11 protein-coding genes and 1 riboswitch are annotated in these 16,379 nt (G+C 62.0%); of the genes, 5 read left to right on the forward strand and 6 right to left on the reverse strand.

Annotation, left to right across the window (positions count from 1 at the left end; translation table 11 throughout):
* The first annotated feature begins 158 nt into the window (after positions 1 to 158).
* From QMX84_RS22750 to QMX84_RS22765, 4 genes are all read left to right on the forward strand, one after another.
* The gene (locus QMX84_RS22750) at positions 159 to 1,385 is read left to right on the forward strand and encodes a sugar MFS transporter (protein WP_153331591.1); all 1,227 of its coding nucleotides are present in this window, start codon (positions 159 to 161) and stop codon (positions 1,383 to 1,385) included.
* Positions 1,386 to 1,434: 49 nt separating this feature from the next.
* Positions 1,435 to 2,751 carry an MFS transporter gene (locus QMX84_RS22755; protein WP_282364839.1) on the forward strand — a complete coding sequence of 439 codons (1,317 nt, stop codon included), beginning with the start codon at positions 1,435 to 1,437 and terminating at the stop codon, positions 2,749 to 2,751.
* Between the two features lie 152 nt (positions 2,752 to 2,903).
* Positions 2,904 to 3,011, forward strand: a riboswitch (cobalamin riboswitch).
* 27 nt (positions 3,012 to 3,038) lie between these two features.
* Positions 3,039 to 3,251, forward strand: a complete 213-nt coding sequence (locus QMX84_RS22760; protein WP_048370696.1) for a CbtB-domain containing protein — start codon at positions 3,039 to 3,041, stop codon at positions 3,249 to 3,251.
* 15 nt (positions 3,252 to 3,266) lie between these two features.
* Positions 3,267 to 4,004 (forward strand): CbtA family protein, encoded by a 738-nt coding sequence (locus QMX84_RS22765; protein WP_278940130.1) that lies wholly within the window; start codon positions 3,267 to 3,269, stop codon positions 4,002 to 4,004.
* A 75-nt stretch (positions 4,005 to 4,079) separates the two neighbouring features.
* On the opposite strand, the gene QMX84_RS22770 is transcribed toward QMX84_RS22765, so the two are convergent.
* The 6 genes from QMX84_RS22770 to QMX84_RS22795 all read right to left on the reverse strand — a co-directional run bounded on the left by QMX84_RS22770 (position 4,080) and on the right by QMX84_RS22795 (position 15,470).
* Entirely contained in the window at positions 4,080 to 5,498 is a 1,419-nt protein-coding gene (locus QMX84_RS22770; protein ID WP_282364840.1) for an efflux transporter outer membrane subunit, read from the reverse strand.
* Positions 5,495 to 8,623, reverse strand: a complete 3,129-nt coding sequence (locus QMX84_RS22775) for an efflux RND transporter permease subunit (RefSeq protein ID WP_282364841.1) — start codon at positions 8,621 to 8,623, stop codon at positions 5,495 to 5,497. The genes QMX84_RS22770 and QMX84_RS22775 overlap by 4 nt, the downstream gene beginning before the upstream one ends.
* A gap of 5 nt (positions 8,624 to 8,628) precedes the next feature.
* Positions 8,629 to 11,694, reverse strand: coding sequence for an efflux RND transporter permease subunit (locus tag QMX84_RS22780; RefSeq protein WP_282364842.1), 3,066 nt, complete (start codon positions 11,692 to 11,694; stop codon positions 8,629 to 8,631).
* A gap of 10 nt (positions 11,695 to 11,704) precedes the next feature.
* A complete protein-coding gene (locus QMX84_RS22785; protein ID WP_282364843.1) occupies positions 11,705 to 12,841 on the reverse strand; it encodes an efflux RND transporter periplasmic adaptor subunit in 1,137 nt (378 codons plus the stop codon).
* A 274-nt stretch (positions 12,842 to 13,115) separates the two neighbouring features.
* Positions 13,116 to 14,387 (reverse strand): MFS transporter, encoded by a 1,272-nt coding sequence (locus tag QMX84_RS22790; protein ID WP_123749869.1) that lies wholly within the window; start codon positions 14,385 to 14,387, stop codon positions 13,116 to 13,118.
* Positions 14,388 to 14,513: 126 nt separating this feature from the next.
* Positions 14,514 to 15,470 (reverse strand): LysR family transcriptional regulator, encoded by a 957-nt coding sequence (locus QMX84_RS22795; protein ID WP_282364844.1) that lies wholly within the window; start codon positions 15,468 to 15,470, stop codon positions 14,514 to 14,516.
* 98 nt (positions 15,471 to 15,568) lie between these two features.
* Between QMX84_RS22795 and QMX84_RS22800 the strand changes: the two genes are divergently transcribed.
* On the forward strand, positions 15,569 to 16,309 hold the full coding sequence (locus QMX84_RS22800) for an SDR family oxidoreductase (RefSeq protein ID WP_282364845.1): 741 nt from the start codon (positions 15,569 to 15,571) through the stop codon (positions 16,307 to 16,309).
* Positions 16,310 to 16,379 lie beyond the last annotated feature (70 nt).

Here is a 16,379-nt window from a genome sequence, read left to right on the forward strand (position 1 = left end):
ATGAGCCCCCCATGCACTGCCCCTGTGGGAGCGGGCTTGCTCGCGATACAGGCGACGCGCGCTGCCTGATCCACCGCACAGATGCCATCGCGAGCAAGCCCGCTCCCACAAGAAATGATCCATGCAAGTCGCTCACAACAATAAGAAGGAGATGCGTCATGTCACTCAAGCACTCGAACGTCGCCGCGCCGCCCTTTACCAAGGCGGTGACGTCTTACCGCTGGGCACTGATTCTGGTGACCTGCCTGTTCTTTCTGTGGGGGTTGTCGTATGGCTTGCTGGATGTGCTCAACAAGCACTTCCAGGAAACCCTGCACGTCAGCAAGGCCCAGTCCGGCTTGCTGCAAAGCGCGTACTTCGGCGCCTATTTTCTGATCGCCCTGCCCGCCGGGTTCTTGATGGACAAATACGGCTACAAGGCGGGCATTTTGCTCGGTCTGTGCCTGTATGCCTGCGGCGCCCTGCTGTTCATGCCCGCCGCGGCCGCGCAAAGCTTTCAGTTCTTTTTGTTCGCGCTGTTTGTGATTGCCTGCGGCCTGGGCTGCCTCGAAACCGCTGCCAACCCTTATGCCACGGTGCTCGGCTCACCCGCAGGGGCTGAGCGGCGCTTGAACCTGGCGCAGTCGTTCAATGGCCTCGGGCAGTTTTTTGGCCCCTTGATTGGCGGTGCGTTGTTCTTCAGTGGTGCCAACAGCACTGACACCACCCAGTCGCTGCAAATGACCTATCTGGTGATTGCCTCGCTGGTGCTGCTGGTCGCCGTGCTGATCGCCCGCACCCCGCTGCCGGACCTGCGCGAGCAAGAAGTTCAGGCCCAGCAACTGAGTGATAAAGGCCTGTGGCAACACCGCGAGTTTGTCACCGGGGTCATCACCCAGTTCTTTTACGTCGGCGCGCAAGTCGGCGTCGGGGCGTTTTTTATCAACTACGTTACCGAGCACTGGGCGCAGATGGGCAGCCAGCAAGCGGCGTATCTGCTTTCGGTGGCCATGCTCAGCTTCATGTTTGGGCGCTTCTTCAGCACCTGGCTGATGGGCCGCGTCAACGCCCAGCGCCTGTTAATGATTTACGCACTGATCAACGTGGCGCTGTGCGCGGTGGTGGTGCTGGGGGTTGAAGGCGTGTCCGTGGTAGCGCTGGTGGCGACCTTCTTCTTTATGTCGATCATGTTCCCGACCCTGTTCGCCATGGGCGTGAAAAACCTCGGCGCGCATACCAAGCGCGGCAGCTCGTTCATGATCATGGCCATTGTCGGCGGGGCCCTGCTGCCCTACGTGATGGGCCTGGTCGCTGATCACTCCTCCACCGCCGTGGCGTATCTGTTGCCAATGGGCTGTTTTGTCATCGTTGCGGCCTATGCCCGCTCCGCCTTGAGAGCCCGTTAATCGCTGTCCCTGTTGTTGAACTCCACAAAAAAAATAATCGGAGCCACCCATGTCCAATCCTGTGTTGAATCAGGCGCTCAGCAAGATTCGCTGGCGCATCCTGCCCTTTGTCGCCTTGATGTTCGCCATGGCGATTATTGACCGTTCCAACATTGGCTTTGCCAAACATGCCCTGCAGGCAGACACCGGCCTGAGCAACGCCGCGTTTGCCTTGGGCGCGGGCATTTTCTTTATCGGCTACGCCGTGTTCGAAGTGCCCAGCAACCTGATGCTGCACAAAGTCGGCGCACGCATCTGGCTAAGCCGGATCATGATCACCTGGGGCCTGGTGTCGGCCGCCATGATGTTTGCCCACAACGAAACCAGCTTCTACATCCTGCGCTTTTTGCTCGGCGTGGCCGAAGCGGGCCTGTCGCCGGGCGTGGTGCTGTACCTGACCTACTGGTTCCCGCAGAACAAGCGCGGCGCCGCCTATGGCATTTACTACTTCGGCGTACCGGTGTCGCTGATGGTCGGCGGCCCGGTGTCGGGCTGGCTGCTGGAAAGCGCGCAATTTGGCCTGACCGGCTGGCAATGGATGTTCGTCACCGAAGGCCTCGCCGCCTCGGTCATCGGCGTGTTTGCGCTGTTCTATCTCACAGACAAACCGCGTACGGCCAAATGGCTGACCGAGCAAGAAAAAGCCGCAGTCGAGCACGAACTGGAAAAAGAACACCTGCTTAAGGCCGATACAGGGCCGTCGTCCTGGCGCTCGGCGCTGATCAACCCGACGGTGCTGTACTTCACCCTGATCTACTTCACCATCCAGGTCAGCGTGTACGGCGTGCTGTTTTACCTGCCGACGCGCATCGCTGAACTGCTCGGCACCGGCATCGGTTTGAAAGTCGGCCTGCTGACGTCCATCCCGTGGATCGCCACCGTGATCATGCTCTACGCGGTCACCCGCTACGCCGACCGCAAAGGCCTGCAAACCCGCTTTGCCGCGCTGATGCTGGCCCTGGCCGCCGTGGGCATGGTCGGCTCAACCTTGAGCTCCAGCCTGGCGCTGGTCATCTTTGCGTTCTGCCTGGCGGCCGCCGGTTTTATCACTGTGCAACCGCTGTTCTGGACCTTGCCGACGCGCTTTCTGAGTGGCGCCGCCGCGGCCAGCGGGATCGCCGTGATCGGCGCCTTGGGCAACCTGGGCGGCTTCCTGGCACCCACGGTTAAAACCTGGGCCGAACAGCAATTCGACAGCACCCATGCCGGCATGTACTTCCTCGCGGCCATGGCGTTGCTGGGTACATTGATGTTATTGCGCTCGGCCAGAGCGGCGGGCACGCCGAATCAAAAAGTCGGCGCGGCGCGGGCGGCAACTGCGCCATAACCCCACCCCCCGCGTAGGAGCTGCCGAAGGCTGCGATCTTTTGACCTTAAAAGATCGCAGCCTTCGTGCCTCGACAGCTCCTACAGTTGTTATCACGCATCAACGATGAGCCATGGTTTTTTCCCGGGCCAAGCGCGTACACTGCCAGCGTTGTTTCAGTATGTTACGAAGGAAAGAAGTCGGTCCGAATCCGACGCGGTCGCGCCACTGTAGTCGGCACCTTGCCGAGAGCCAGATCTTCCTTTGCCTTTGCACTCTTGCCGGGACGCGTAATCCCAGAGGTAATCATGGTTTCTAACGCTGCTACTCACTCTGACCTCTCCATTCCTGCCATTCCCCTGCGCGATGTACTGCCGTGGGCGATTTTCGGTGGCCTGTTGCTGTTGCTGGCGATTTATTTCGTCGGCGCTGAACAAGGCGCCACCGCCGTCTTCAAGGGCATGTACGTGCACGAGTTCGTACACGACGGTCGCCACCTGCTGGGCTTTCCCTGCCACTGATCCGAGGGGTTTCACATGACTGGTCGTTTACTCGTCAGGGGCATGCTTGTCGGTCTGTTGGCCGGCCTGCTGGCCTTCAGCTTTGCCAAGGTGTTCGGCGAACCCGAGATTGATCGCGCTATTGCCTTCGAAGAAGGCATGTCCCATTCCCACTCCCACGGTGACGCCGAGGAAGAAGAACCCGAACTCGTCAGCCGCGAGGTGCAAAGCACCTTCGGCCTGTTGACCGGGGTGTTGGTGTACAGCGTGTCGCTGGGCGGCATTTTTGCCCTGGTGTTTGCCTACTCCCTGGGCCGTGTCGGTAACGTCGGCCCGCGTGGCCTGGCCGCACTGCTGGCGCTGGCCGCTTTTGTGGTGCTGTATCTAGTGCCGGGGCTGGTGTATCCGGCCAACCCGCCAGCCGTGGGCAACCCGGACACCATCGGCAAGCGCACGCAGTTGTTCTTCCTGATGCTGCTGGTGTCGCTGGCCGCCGCGATCATTGCCGTCAGTGCAGGCCGTAAATTCATTGCCCGCTCCGGTCTGTGGAACGGCGTGATCAAGGGCGTGGTGCTGTACCTGGTGATTGTCTCGATCGCAGGCTTTTTGTTCCCGACGTTCAATGAAGCACCGGACGGTTTCTCGGCCCTGCTGCTGTGGAAGTTCCGCGTCGCCTCGCTGGGCATTCAAGCGGTGCTGTGGACCGCATTGGGCCTGATCTTCGGCGTCGTCGCCGAACGTTTGCTGCTGCCCAACAAGCCTTACAAAGCGTAACGCCCTGTAGGAGCTGCCGAGGAACGACGGCTGCGATCTTTTAAAAGATCAAAAGATCGCAGCCTGCGCCAGCTCCTACGGGGTTATTGCCCAGCCCCCGCCCAAACTCTGGATCAACGCCACGCTGCCCTGGCTCAATTGCCCCTGGGTGTCGCGCAGGTTCTGCTCGGTCTGCAACAAGATCAATTGCTGGGTCAGGACGTTCTGCTGGCTGACGGTGCCGGCTTTTAGCTGCGCCTCCTGGCTGCCGAACAGTTGCTGATTGCGCGTGTAGATCTGCTGGTAGGTATCCGCCTGCACGTGCAAATGGTTGATCGCCGACAGGTTGTCTTCGACGTTCTGCAAGGCCGACAACACGGTGCCCCGGTAGGTCGCCGCGTCCTGGTCGTAGCTGGCTTGCGCCTGTTGCACTGCCGCTTCGCGGGCGCCGCCGTCAAACAGGGTCGCGGCCAATGCCGGGCCCAACGTCCAGATGCGGTTTGGCACGCTGAACAGGCTGCCCAGCGCACTGGCGCGATAACCGCCCTCAGCGGTCAAGTCCAGGGTCGGGAAAAACGCCGCGTCAGCCACGCCGATTTTGGCGTTGGCCGCCGCTGCCGTGCGCTCTGCAGCCACCACATCGGGGCGGCGCAGCAACAAATCCGAGGGCAAGCTCAACGGCGGGCGCGGCACCGCAAAGGCGTACTGCGCCAGCGCCGCCACGCTGAATTGCGACGGTGCCTCGCCCACCAGCACCGCCAGCGCATGCTCGTATTGCTCGCGCGAGCGCTGCGCGGTCTGCAACGCGGCCACCACGGTGCTCAGTTGGTCCTGGGCTTGCAGCAGTTGGTCATTGGCCGCCGTGCCCTGGGCGTATTCGGCCTGGATCATGTCGAGCAATTGCTGGTTGATCTGCTGCTGTTGCTGCAACAACCCGATGTCGATGTCCTGTTGGCGCAAGGCCAGGTAATTGCTCGCCACGCTGGCGCTGATGGACAAACGCACCCCGGCCAACAAGGCGTCGGAGGCTTGCGCAGAGGCGCTGCTGGACTCAATGCCGCGTCGCACCTGGCCCCATAAATCAGGCTCCCAACTGGCGGTCAGGGTGGCGCTGACCGAGTTTTCAACCCCGCCTGCGCTGCCCGCCCCGCTGCTGGACCCGCTGCCGCCCACCCCGCGTGAGCCGGACAGCCCGGCGCCCAGGGTCGGCCACAAACCGGCACGGCTCGATGACACTTGCGCCTGCGCGCCGCGATACGCCGCCTCTGCGGCAACAATCGACTGGTTGGCCGTGGCCGAGCGCTGGATCAATTGCGTCAACACCGGGTCGTTATAGGCCAGCCACCACTGGCTGTTCAGCGCGCCTTGGGGGTTGGCCACGGCCCGTTGCCACTGCGTGCCCTCCTTGAAGCCCATGGGCAATTCCATAGCCGGTTTTTGATAGTCCGGACCGACCATGCACCCGGCCAAGGTCAGGCTAAAGGTCATGGCCAGCAGCAGCGGTTTGAGGTTCATCGGGTGGTCTCCTTGGGCGCCCGGCGCAGACGTTGCGACAGGCGGTCCAGCCAGAGGTAAATCACGGGCGTGGTGTACAGCGTCAGCACTTGGCTGAAGAGCAACCCGCCCATGATGGAAATGCCCAGCGGGCGACGCAATTCCGAGCCGTAGCCGGTGCCCAGCACCAGCGGCAAGGCGCCGAGCATCGCCGCCAGGGTGGTCATCATGATCGGCCGAAAGCGGATCAGGCAGGCGCGGCGGATCGCTTGTTGCGGGCTGAGGCCCAGCGCTTTGCCTTCGGTGATGGCGAAGTCGATCATCATGATCGCGTTTTTCTTGACGATGCCGATCAGCAAAATCACCCCCACCAGCGCAATGATCGACAGCTCGGTGCCGGTCATCAGCAAGGCAATCAGCGCCCCGACCCCGGCCGACGGCAAGGTCGAGAGGATGGTCAACGGGTGGATCAGGTTTTCGTAGAGCATGCCGAGCACGATGTACACCGAGACAATCGCCGCCAGAATCAGCCAGGGTTCGCTGGACACCGACGACTGAAACACCTGCGCCGTCCCGGCAAAGTGCCCGACCACGCTGGCGGGCATGCGCAGTTGCGCCACCGCGTCATCCACCAACGTGGTGGCCTGGCCGATAGACACGCCGGGGGCCAGGTTGAAAGACACCGTCACCGCCGGGAATGTGCCCTGATGGCTGATGGAAATCGCCGTGCGCGCCACCGACTGCTGCGCCACCGCAGACAACGGGATCAACGTCGCGTTGGCAGTGCTCGCCAGGTTCGGCGCCGTGCTGGTCTTGCTGGCCGTCGATGCACCTTGCGGCAGGTAAATCGACTTAAGCGCAGACGGGTCGGCCCAGTATTCGGGGGCGACTTCCATGACCACGTGGTACTGGTTGGCGGCGCGGTAAATAGTCGACACCTGGCGCTGGCCAAAGGCGTCGTACAGGGTCTGGTCAATCGCCGACATGCTGACCCCGAGCCGCGCCGCCGTGTCGCGGTTGACCGCCACATTGGCCGCAAGGCTGTTGTCTTGCTGGTCGGTATTAAGGTCTTTTAGCTGCGGCAGTTTATGCAGCGCCGCCAACACCTTGGGCACCCAGACATCGAGGCTGCTCTGGTCGTCGGCAGTCAACGTGTATTGGTACTGCGCGGCGCTCTGGCGCCCGCCCACGGTGATGTCCTGCACCGATTGCAGGAACAACCGGGTGCCCGGCATGTCGCCCAGGGTTTTGCGGATCTGGGCGATGATCTGGTCGGCGCTGGCCTTGCGCTCACTCAAGGGCTTGAGCGAGATAAACATCTGCCCGGTGTTCACCGAGCCGCCCCCGCCGCCCGCGCCGCCGATAAAACCGCCGACCGCTTCCACGTTGGGGTTGAGCAAGACTTTGCGGTTGATCGCCAGAAAGTCCTGCTGCATGGCGCCATACGAGATGCTTTGCGAGGCCATGATGCTGCCGTTCAGACGCCCGGTGTCTTCCTGCGGGAAAAAGCCCTTGGGCACCAGCACATACAAAACCCCGGCCAGCACGATCACCAGCACCGTGACCAGCCCCATCAGCAAGGTGTGGTTGATCACCCAGCCGAGGGTGCGGTCGTAGAAGCGATGAAAGCGCGAGTCCGGCGCCGCCTCCGGGTGTTGGGCGGTTGCCGGGGCACGTAAAAACACCGCCGCCAGCATCGGTGTGATGGTCAGCGACACCAGCATCGACATCGCAATCGACACTGACAAGGTGACCGAAAACTCACGAAACAAACGCCCGACAATCCCGCCCATCAGCAGCAGCGGAATAAACACCGCCACCAGCGACACGCTGATGGTCAGCACGGTAAAGCCCACCTCCCGGGCACCGGCCAGCGCCGCCTGCACGCGCGATTCGCCGCGCTCCAGATGGCGCATGATGTTTTCCACCACCACAATCGCGTCATCGACCACAAACCCGGTGGCAATGGTCAGCGCCATCAGCGACAGGTTGTTCAGGCTGTAGCCCATGAAGTACATGACGCCAAAGGTGCCGAGCAGCGACAGCGGCACGACAATGGCCGGCACCAGGGTGCTGCGCCAATCACGGAAAAACGCAAACGTGACCAGCGTCACCAGCAAAATCGAGGCGATCAGGCTGATTTCTACGTCGCGCAACGAGGCGCGAATGGTGGTGGTTCGGTCCATCAAAATATTGAGTTTGATCGAGGCCGGAATCGACGCTTGCAGAAACGGCAACTCGGCCTTGACCGCGTCCACCGTCTCGATCACGTTGGCCCCCGGCTGCTTGAAGATCACCAGCAGCACCGACGGTTGGCCGTTGTACAAGCCAAAGTTGCGCAGGTCTTCTACGTCTTCGCGCACGTAGCCCAGGTCGCTGATGCGCACCAGGTCGCCATTGTTCTGCTTGACCACCAGCGCGCCGTAGTCCGGCGCGTTATAGAGCTGGTCATTGGCCGCCAGCACCTGGCCCTGGGCGCCGATATCCAGCGTGCCCTTGGGCAGGTTGACGTTGGCCGCCGCGATCACTTCGCGCACTTGCTCAAGGCTCACGCCGTAATGGTTGAGGCGGTCCGGGTTGAGTTCGACCCGCACCGCCGGCAAGGCCCCGCCGCCCACCGTCACGTCACCCACGCCGCTGGTTTGCAGGAGCTTTTGTTCGAGCAGGGTCGAGGCCACGTCGTACATGTGCCCCGGCGTGGCCGCGTCGGAGGTCAGGCTGATGACCATGATCGGCGAGTCAGCCGGGTTGACCTTGCGGTAAGTCGGGTTGCCTGACAGGTCGCTGGGCAGGTTGCTGCGCGCAGCGTTGATCGCCGCTTGCACATCGCGGGCGGCGCCGTCGATGTCGCGATTGAGGTCGAACTGCAAGTTGATCCGGGTCGCGCCCAGGCTGCTCGACGAGGTCATTTGCGTGACCCCGGCGATCTGCCCGAACTGGCGCTCCAACGGCGTCGCCACCGAGGTGGCGACGGTGTGCGGGTCGGCCCCCGGCAACTTGGCGCTGACGCTGATGGTGGGGAAATCCACCTCCGGCAGCGGCGCCACCGGCAGCAGGTTGAACGCCAGCACGCCAAACAGCGCGAGCCCGACCGCCAGCAAGGTGGTGGCGATGGGACGTTGGATAAACGGCGCACTGAGGTTCATCGCGATCAATCCGCCCTGGCTGCGCGGCGACCCCGCAGGCGCTGCCCGAGGTCATGCATCGCGAGGAAGATCACCGGGGTCGAAAACAGCGTCAGCAACTGGCTGAGCAACAGCCCGCCAATGATCGCGATCCCCAACGGGTGGCGCAGTTCAGAGCCAATGCCGGTGCCCAGCGCCAACGGCACCGCGCCGAACAGCGAGGCCATGCTGGTCATCAGAATTGGCCGAAAGCGCAATGCCGCCGCCTGCTTGATCGCCTGCACCGGGCTCAAGCCTTCGCGTCGCTCAAGGTCGAGGGCGAAGTCGACCATCATGATGCCGTTTTTCATCACGATACCGATCAGCAGCACGATGCCGATCAGGCCGATGATGTCGAACTGGGTGCCGGTGACCAGCAGCGCCAGCAACGCCCCCAGCGCCGCCGAGAGCAAGGTGGAGAGAATGGTGATCGGGTGCACGAAGCTCTCGTAGAGAATGCCCAGCATCAGGTACACCACCACAATCGCCGCCAGCACCAGCACGGCCTGATTGGCCAACGACGCCTCAAACGTCGCCGCCGCGCCCTGCAACGACACTTGCACCGAGGCGGGCATCGCCACCTGCTGCTCGATGGTCTTGAGCCGGGTCAGGGCCGTGCCCAGGGTGTTGCCCGGTGCCAGGTTGAACGAGATGTCGGCATACGGAAACTGCCCCAGCCGGTTGATCGTCAGCGGCGCCGGCACCACCTGCATGGTCGCCATGCTCGACAGCGGCGCCACCCCGCCGCCGGGGATGTCAACGTAGAGCCCGGTGAGCAAATCCGCGAGGTTTTTGGGTGGATGGTCGGTGGCCATCACCACGTGGTACTGGTTGAGCTGGGTGTAAATGGTCGACACCTGACGCTGACCGAAGGCGTCATAGAGCACGTCGTCAATCGCCTGCGGGGTAATGCCCAGACGCGAAGCGGTGGCGCGGTCAAACGTGAGCTGGATCTGATTGCCAAACTGCATCGCCTGGCTTTGCACATCGGTGAAGGTCGGGTCTTGCTTGATCGCCGCCATCAGCTTGCCGGTCCATTCCTGCAACACCTGCGGGTCGGTGGCCTGCAGGCCGAGGCGGTAACTGGTGGTGGCCACGCTGGCGTCCAGGGTCAGGTCTTGCACCGAGTGCAGGTACAGGCGGATCCCGGCGTCGTCGGCATTGGCATCGGCCAGACGTCGGATCACCGTGCTGGCGCTGTCGCGCTGGTCACGCGGCTTGAGGTTGATCAGCAGATTGCCCTGGTTGATGGTCGGGTTCGTCTGATCAATACCGACAAACGACGACAGGCTCTGCACCGCCGGATCGCGCAAAATGCGCGAGGCCAGGCGCTGTTGCTCGACCTGCATCTGCTGGAACGAAATAGTCGGCGAGGCCTGGGAAATCCCCTGAATCAGCCCGGTGTCCTGATCAGGGAAAAAGCCCTTGGGCATGACCGTCAGCGTCAGCACCGTGAGCACGGCGGTGAACACCACCGACAGCAGCGCCAGGGTGCGGTGCGCCAGCACCCAGTTCAGGCCGCGCACATAGTGCTGGTTGATGCGATCAAAAAAGTCTTCGCGGCGCGCCTGCGGGTGCGCCTTGAGCATGCGCGCGCACATCATCGGCGTCAGGGTCAGGGTAATCGCCGCCGACATCACGATGGTCACGGCCACGGTCATGGCGAACTCACGGAACAGCCGCCCCACTACGTCACCCATGAACAACAGCGGGATCATCACCGCAATCAGCGCCAACGACAGCGAGATGATGGTGAAGCCGATTTGCGCCGAGCCCTTGAGCGCGGCCTGTAACGGCGTATCCCCCTCCTCCAGGTAACGGCTGATGTTTTCGACCATGACAATGGCATCGTCGACCACAAAACCGATGGCAATAGTCAGCGCCATCAAGGTCAGGTTATTCAGCGAAAAGCCCAGCGCATAAGCCACCGCCAGGGTGCCGAGCAGGGTCAAGGGCACGGTCACGGCCGGAATAAGGGTGGCCGCGACGTTACGCAAAAACAGGAAGATCACCAGCACCACCAGCACCACGGCAACCGCCAGTTCGTACTGCACGTCAGTGACCGAGGCGCGAATGGTCTGGGTCCGGTCGGTGAGCACTGCGACCTTGAGGGTGCCCGGCAAACTGGCGCGCAGCGTGGGCAGCAACTGCTGCACGCGGTCGACCACCTCAATCACGTTGGCCCCCGGCTGGCGCTGGATGCTCAGCACAACCGACGGGGTTTCGTTGGTCCAGGCGGCCTGGCGAGGGTTCTCCGGGCCTTGGGTCGAGGTGGCAATGTGTGACAGGCGGATCGCGGCGCCGTTTTTATAGGCGATCACCAAATCGCGGTATTCCTCGGCCGATTGCAACTGGTCGTTGGCACCAATGGAATACGCCTGGAACTTGCCGTCGATGCTGCCCTTGGCCTGGTTGACGTTGGCGGTGCCCAGAGAGGTGCGCAGATCATCCAGCGACAACCCGAGGTTATTCAGCGCCGAGGTATTGGCCTCGACCCGCACCGCCGGGCGCTGGCCGCCGCTGATGGTGACCAGGCCGACGCCGCTGATCTGCGAAATTTTCTGCGCCAGCCGGGTGTCGGCCAGGTCTTCGATTTTGGTCAGCGGCAGCACATCCGAAGTCAGCGACAGGGTCAGCACCGGCGCATCGGCCGGGTTGACCTTGCTGTACACCGGCGGGTACGGCAGGTTGGCCGGTAAAAAAGTGCCAGCGGCGTTGATCGCGGCCTGCACTTCTTGCTCAGCCACATCCAGCGACAACGCCAGATCAAACTGCAAGGTCACCACCGAGGCGCCATCGGAACTGGTCGAGCCCATGGACTTGAGGCCGGGCATCTCGCCCAACTGGCGTTCAAGCGGCGCGGTAATCGACGAACTGATCACCTCGGGGCTGGCGCCGGGGTATTGGGTAAACACCTGAATGGTCGGGTAATCGACCTCCGGCAAGGCCGACACCGAGAGCAGGCGGTAGCCCAGAATCCCCAGCAACAGGATCGCGACCATTAACAAACAGGTGGCCACCGGGCGTTCAATAAAGGGGCGAGAGACGTTCATCAGCGGCGACTCACTGTGCGACTACTTTAATGGCCGAGCCGTTGTCGAGCTTGTCTGCACCTTCCGTGATCACCTGCTCACCCGGCTTGACCGAGGCGTCGAGAATCGCGGTGACATCGCCCACGCTCGGCCCGGACTTGACGTTGCGCAGGCTGGCCTTGCTGCCCGCCACCACAAACACGAAGTCGCCCTGGCTGCCGTGCTGAATGGCCCGGGTCGGCACCACCGGCACTTGATCCAGCATCTGCGCCTTGAGCCGCGCATTGACGAACTGATTGGGGAACAGCACATGGTCTGCGTCATCGAACTGCGCCTTGACCTTGATCGTGCCGGTGCTGGTGTCGACCTGGTTATCCAGCGCCAGCAACTGCCCGCTGGCCAACAGGTTTTGCTTGTTGCGGTCATAGGCCAGAACGCTGACAACGCCTGCCGCCCTGGCCTGATTGATCGCCCCCAGGTAGTCCTCGGGCACGGCAAACACCACCGTGGCCGGGTTCATCTGCGTGATCACCGCAATCGCGGAGGTGCTGGCAGTGGTTACATAGTTGCCGGGGTCAACCTGGCGCAACCCGACAATCCCGTCCACCGGCGAAGTGATGGTGCAATAACTCAACTGCACCTCAAGGTTTTGCACACTGCCCTGATCGGCGGCCACCGTACCCAGTTGCTGCGCCACCGTAGAGATTTGCGTATCGAGGGTTTGTTGGCTGATGGAACCGACCTTGATCAACTCGCGGTAGCGCGCCAAGTCACTCTGGGCGTTGCTTAACACCGCCTGATCGTGAGCCAGAACGCCCTGGGCTTGAGCCAGTTGCGCCTTCAGCGCGCGGTCGTCGATGCGGGCGATCACCTGCCCTTTGCGCACCTGCTGGCCTTCCTTGAAGTCGACCGAGGCCAGAATGCCATCGACCTGGGTGATCACCGTCACGCTCTGCGTGGGCGTGACCGTGCCGAGGGCATCGATATACACCGGCACATCCTGCGGCACCACCGCCACCACCGCCACCGGCTCGGCCCGCCCGCCCATGCCCATGGGGCGGTCTTTGTGCGCCATGGCGGGCCAATGGGCATACAGCGCCCAAGCAATGGCCAGCACAACCAGCGCACTGAGCGCCCAGATAAAAGTGTGTCGTCTGCTCGTGTTCACACGCGTCACTCACCAAAAGAAGGCTGAGTTCAGAGTATCGAAGCGGCGACCCGCGAAATTAAATTCGGTGACAGCTTACAAAGGTTTTACACAGCCCGATTTTCTAGTTGATGTGACGATTTTCAAGATCAAAAGATCGCAGCCTGCGGCAGCTCCTACAGGTTTAGCGTGCACATTAATCGAAAGAGGTGTCCCCCTGTAGGAGCTGTCGAGGGACGAAGGCTGCGATCTTTAAAGATCACAAGCTCCTACAGGATATTTGGGGGCCGCTGATCTACGCCGTAGCCGCTGTACCTTTCATATGCGTCACCGGTGCTGATGGTTCTTTGAGCAGTGCAAAGTAGGCAAACGCCGAGCACAGGGCGACGACCGCGCTGATGATGAAGGCCGATGAGAACGAGCCGCTCTGTTGCACGCTGAAGCCCGTGAGGATCGGCGCGATGGAGCCCGCCAGGTAGCCACCGAAGTTCTGGATCGAACCAAACGAGGCGACTCGCTCAGACGGCACGATGGTGTTGACGATCATCCACGCGGTGGCGCTGGAGATGTTGATGAAGAACATGGTCAGACACAGCAGCACCACGCACGCGACGACGTTGGTGGTGAAAGCCACGATCAGGGTGAACAGCGCCCCGCCGAGCAAGCCGAGGATGACCATCAGTTTGCGGCTGGCCAACACGCGCATGCCGCGCGCCACCAGTTTGTCGCAGCAACGCCCGGCCACTATGGTGCCCAAGGCGCCAAACAGGTAGGCCAGCGACACCACCCAGGCGGTGCGGTACAGGTCAAGGCCGTGTTCGCGCTCAAAGTAGCCCGGCAACCAGGTCAGGTTGAGCCAGATCATGTAGATCACGCCCATAAAGCCGAGAAACGCGCCCCAGGTGTTGCGCTCTTTGAACAATGCGGTCCAGCGCAGTTTTGGCGCCGCTTTCTGTTGCACGGCCACCGGCTCTGCACGGCCGGTAGCGGCCATGTATTCGGCTTTGCTTTTGTAGAATTTGAACCAGCACAGCGCCAGCACCAAACCGATGACCCCGGTGAGGATAAACATGCCGCGCCAGCCCAGATGGACCATGAACAACGTCAGCAAGGGTGGCGCCAGGCACGGCCCGATGCAGGTCGAGGACCACACCCAGCCGGTGGCAGTGCCGCGCTCTTGGGTGTCGAACCATTCGGACAAAGCCTTGGCTGCCGAGGGGAACACCGGCGCTTCGCCAATGCCCAGCAACACCCGCAGGCCGACCAGATGGCCGTAGCTGCTGAACAGGCCAAAGGCCGCTTGCGCCACCGACCACACCACCAGCGAACCGCCCAGGGCGAGTTTGCTGCCGAGCTTGTCGATCAGCGCGCCGAGGGGTAATTGCGAAAAGGCGTAAGCGATGGAGAAGGCTGAGAGCATGACGCCCATTTGCATGGGGCTGATGGCCAGGTCTTTCTGGATGGTGGTGTTGGCGATGGACAGGGCACTGCGGTCGAGGTAGTTGACGACTCCAATCATAAACAGGAAAAAAATCGTCAGCGTTTTGTAGCTTTTTATTGTTTTCATACGCGCCTCTAGTGAGCGGTGGCGCCCTACCCGCGCAACACATCGGCGGGTGGGCGACTTGCACTCTAAATGCCCACCTGCGCGCTGCCCAATCACAAGATCCCATCGGTTAATAACCCCGCGTTATCAAGGCGTCTGCCGGGCTCCGCGCACGGCATCGGGGCCGCTCAACAACGCGTCGATAAACGCTTGCATCGACCAGCTCGGCGGTTCGTTGCGCCGGGTGATGATGCCGTAATCAGCCAGCACCAGCGGAAACGGCAACGCCAGACGGGTCAGGCGCCCGGCCTGGATTTCCGGTTCGGCCATGGACTCGGCCAGCATCGCAACCACCGGGGCGGTTTGCAGCAGTTGCATGGTGGTTTGCAGCGACACGGTTTCGACGGTGTTTTCCGGGGTTTGCATGCCGGCCTCGATAAACGCCCGCTCCAGCCGCGCGCGCATCGGCGTGCCCGTCGGGTAGACCACCCAGGGCCAACTGCCGAGGTCGGTCAGCGGGGTTTCGCTGGCGCCCGCCAACGGATGCTGGCTGCCCGTGACCAGACACAGCGGCTCGGGGGCCAACGGCTGAAAATCGAACAATTCACGGTGCCGATCGAGGGTGAAGCGCGCCACCACCAGGTCCAGCTCCTTGTGTTCGAGCATGGTCAGCATGTTGGCGCTGGTGCCTTCCAGCACTTCGATCGTGAGCAAGGGCCATTGTTGCTTGACCTCGACAATCGCCGCGGGCACTGCCACCGCCGCGGCCGCGTAGATGGTGCCGACTTTCAAAAAACCATGCCCGCCCTGGCGCAGGTGGTTGATCTGGACCACAAACTGCTGGGTGTCATTGAGGGCGATTTGCGCAAAGCGCGCCACGTGACTGCCAAGGTCAGTCAGCGACATGCTGCGCGGCAAACGCTGGAACACATCAAAGCCCAATTGGTGCTCGATCTCGCGCAGCATCTTGCTCACCGCCGGCTGGCTGATGTTCATTTCCTGGGCCGTGGCGTGCATGTTTTGCGTGCGCGCCAGGGTGTCGATCAGCACCAAATGGCGGAACCGTAACCAGTTGCACAGTTGATTGAACGCGACATCCGCCATCCGATAACCTCCCGTTATTAAGGCTTGAGAATATCTCATTGGCGATTATCGCAGCGCAACATTAGTGTTGGCCCCATAAGAACAATGGATCAGCACTCATGAACCTCGCCAACAAACGCGTTTTGATTACCGCGGCGGCAAACGGCATTGGTCGCGCCTCGGTACTTGCCTTGCGCGATGCAGGCGCCACGGTCATCGCCACCGACTTGAACGTCGATGCCTTGCACGATATTGCGGGTATTCAGGCGTTATCGCTGGACGTCACGCAACCGGCAGCCATCGACGCCATTCGCCAGCAAGTCGGCACCCTCGACGTGCTGTTCAACTGCGCAGGCTACGTGCACAGCGGCGCGCTGCTGGAGTGCGACGAGAGCGCCTGGCAATTCTCATTCGACCTCAACGTCACCGCCATGTACCGGATGATCCGTGCGTTCTTGCCGGGCATGCTGGAAAACGGTGGCGGCTCGATCATCAACATGGCCTCGGTGGCGTCCAGCGTGAAAGGCGTACCGAACCGTTTTGCCTACACCGCCAGCAAAGCGGCGGTGATTGGCTTGACCAAATCGGTGGCGACCGATTACATCAGTCAAGGCATTCGTTGTAACGCCATATGCCCAGGCACGGTAGATTCGCCTTCGCTGCGCCAGCGCATCGCCGAACAGGCCCGTGAGCAAGGGCGTTCGGAGGCGGAGGTGTATCAAGCGTTTGTGGCTCGCCAGCCCATGGGCCGCATCGGCAGCGCCGAAGAAATCGCCCAACTGGTGGTGTACTTGGCCAGCGATGCCAGCAGCTACACCACCGGCACCACGCAGATTATTGATGGCGGGATGAGCAACTAATTCCCACTGTAGGAGCGAGCTTGCCTCGCGCTCTGTTAGAAGGTCAAAAGCTCGCGAGGCAAGCACGCGC

The sequence above is a fragment of the Pseudomonas sp. PS01297 genome (genome assembly GCF_029959305.1).
GTDB classification, from domain to species: domain Bacteria; phylum Pseudomonadota; class Gammaproteobacteria; order Pseudomonadales; family Pseudomonadaceae; genus Aquipseudomonas; species Aquipseudomonas helleri.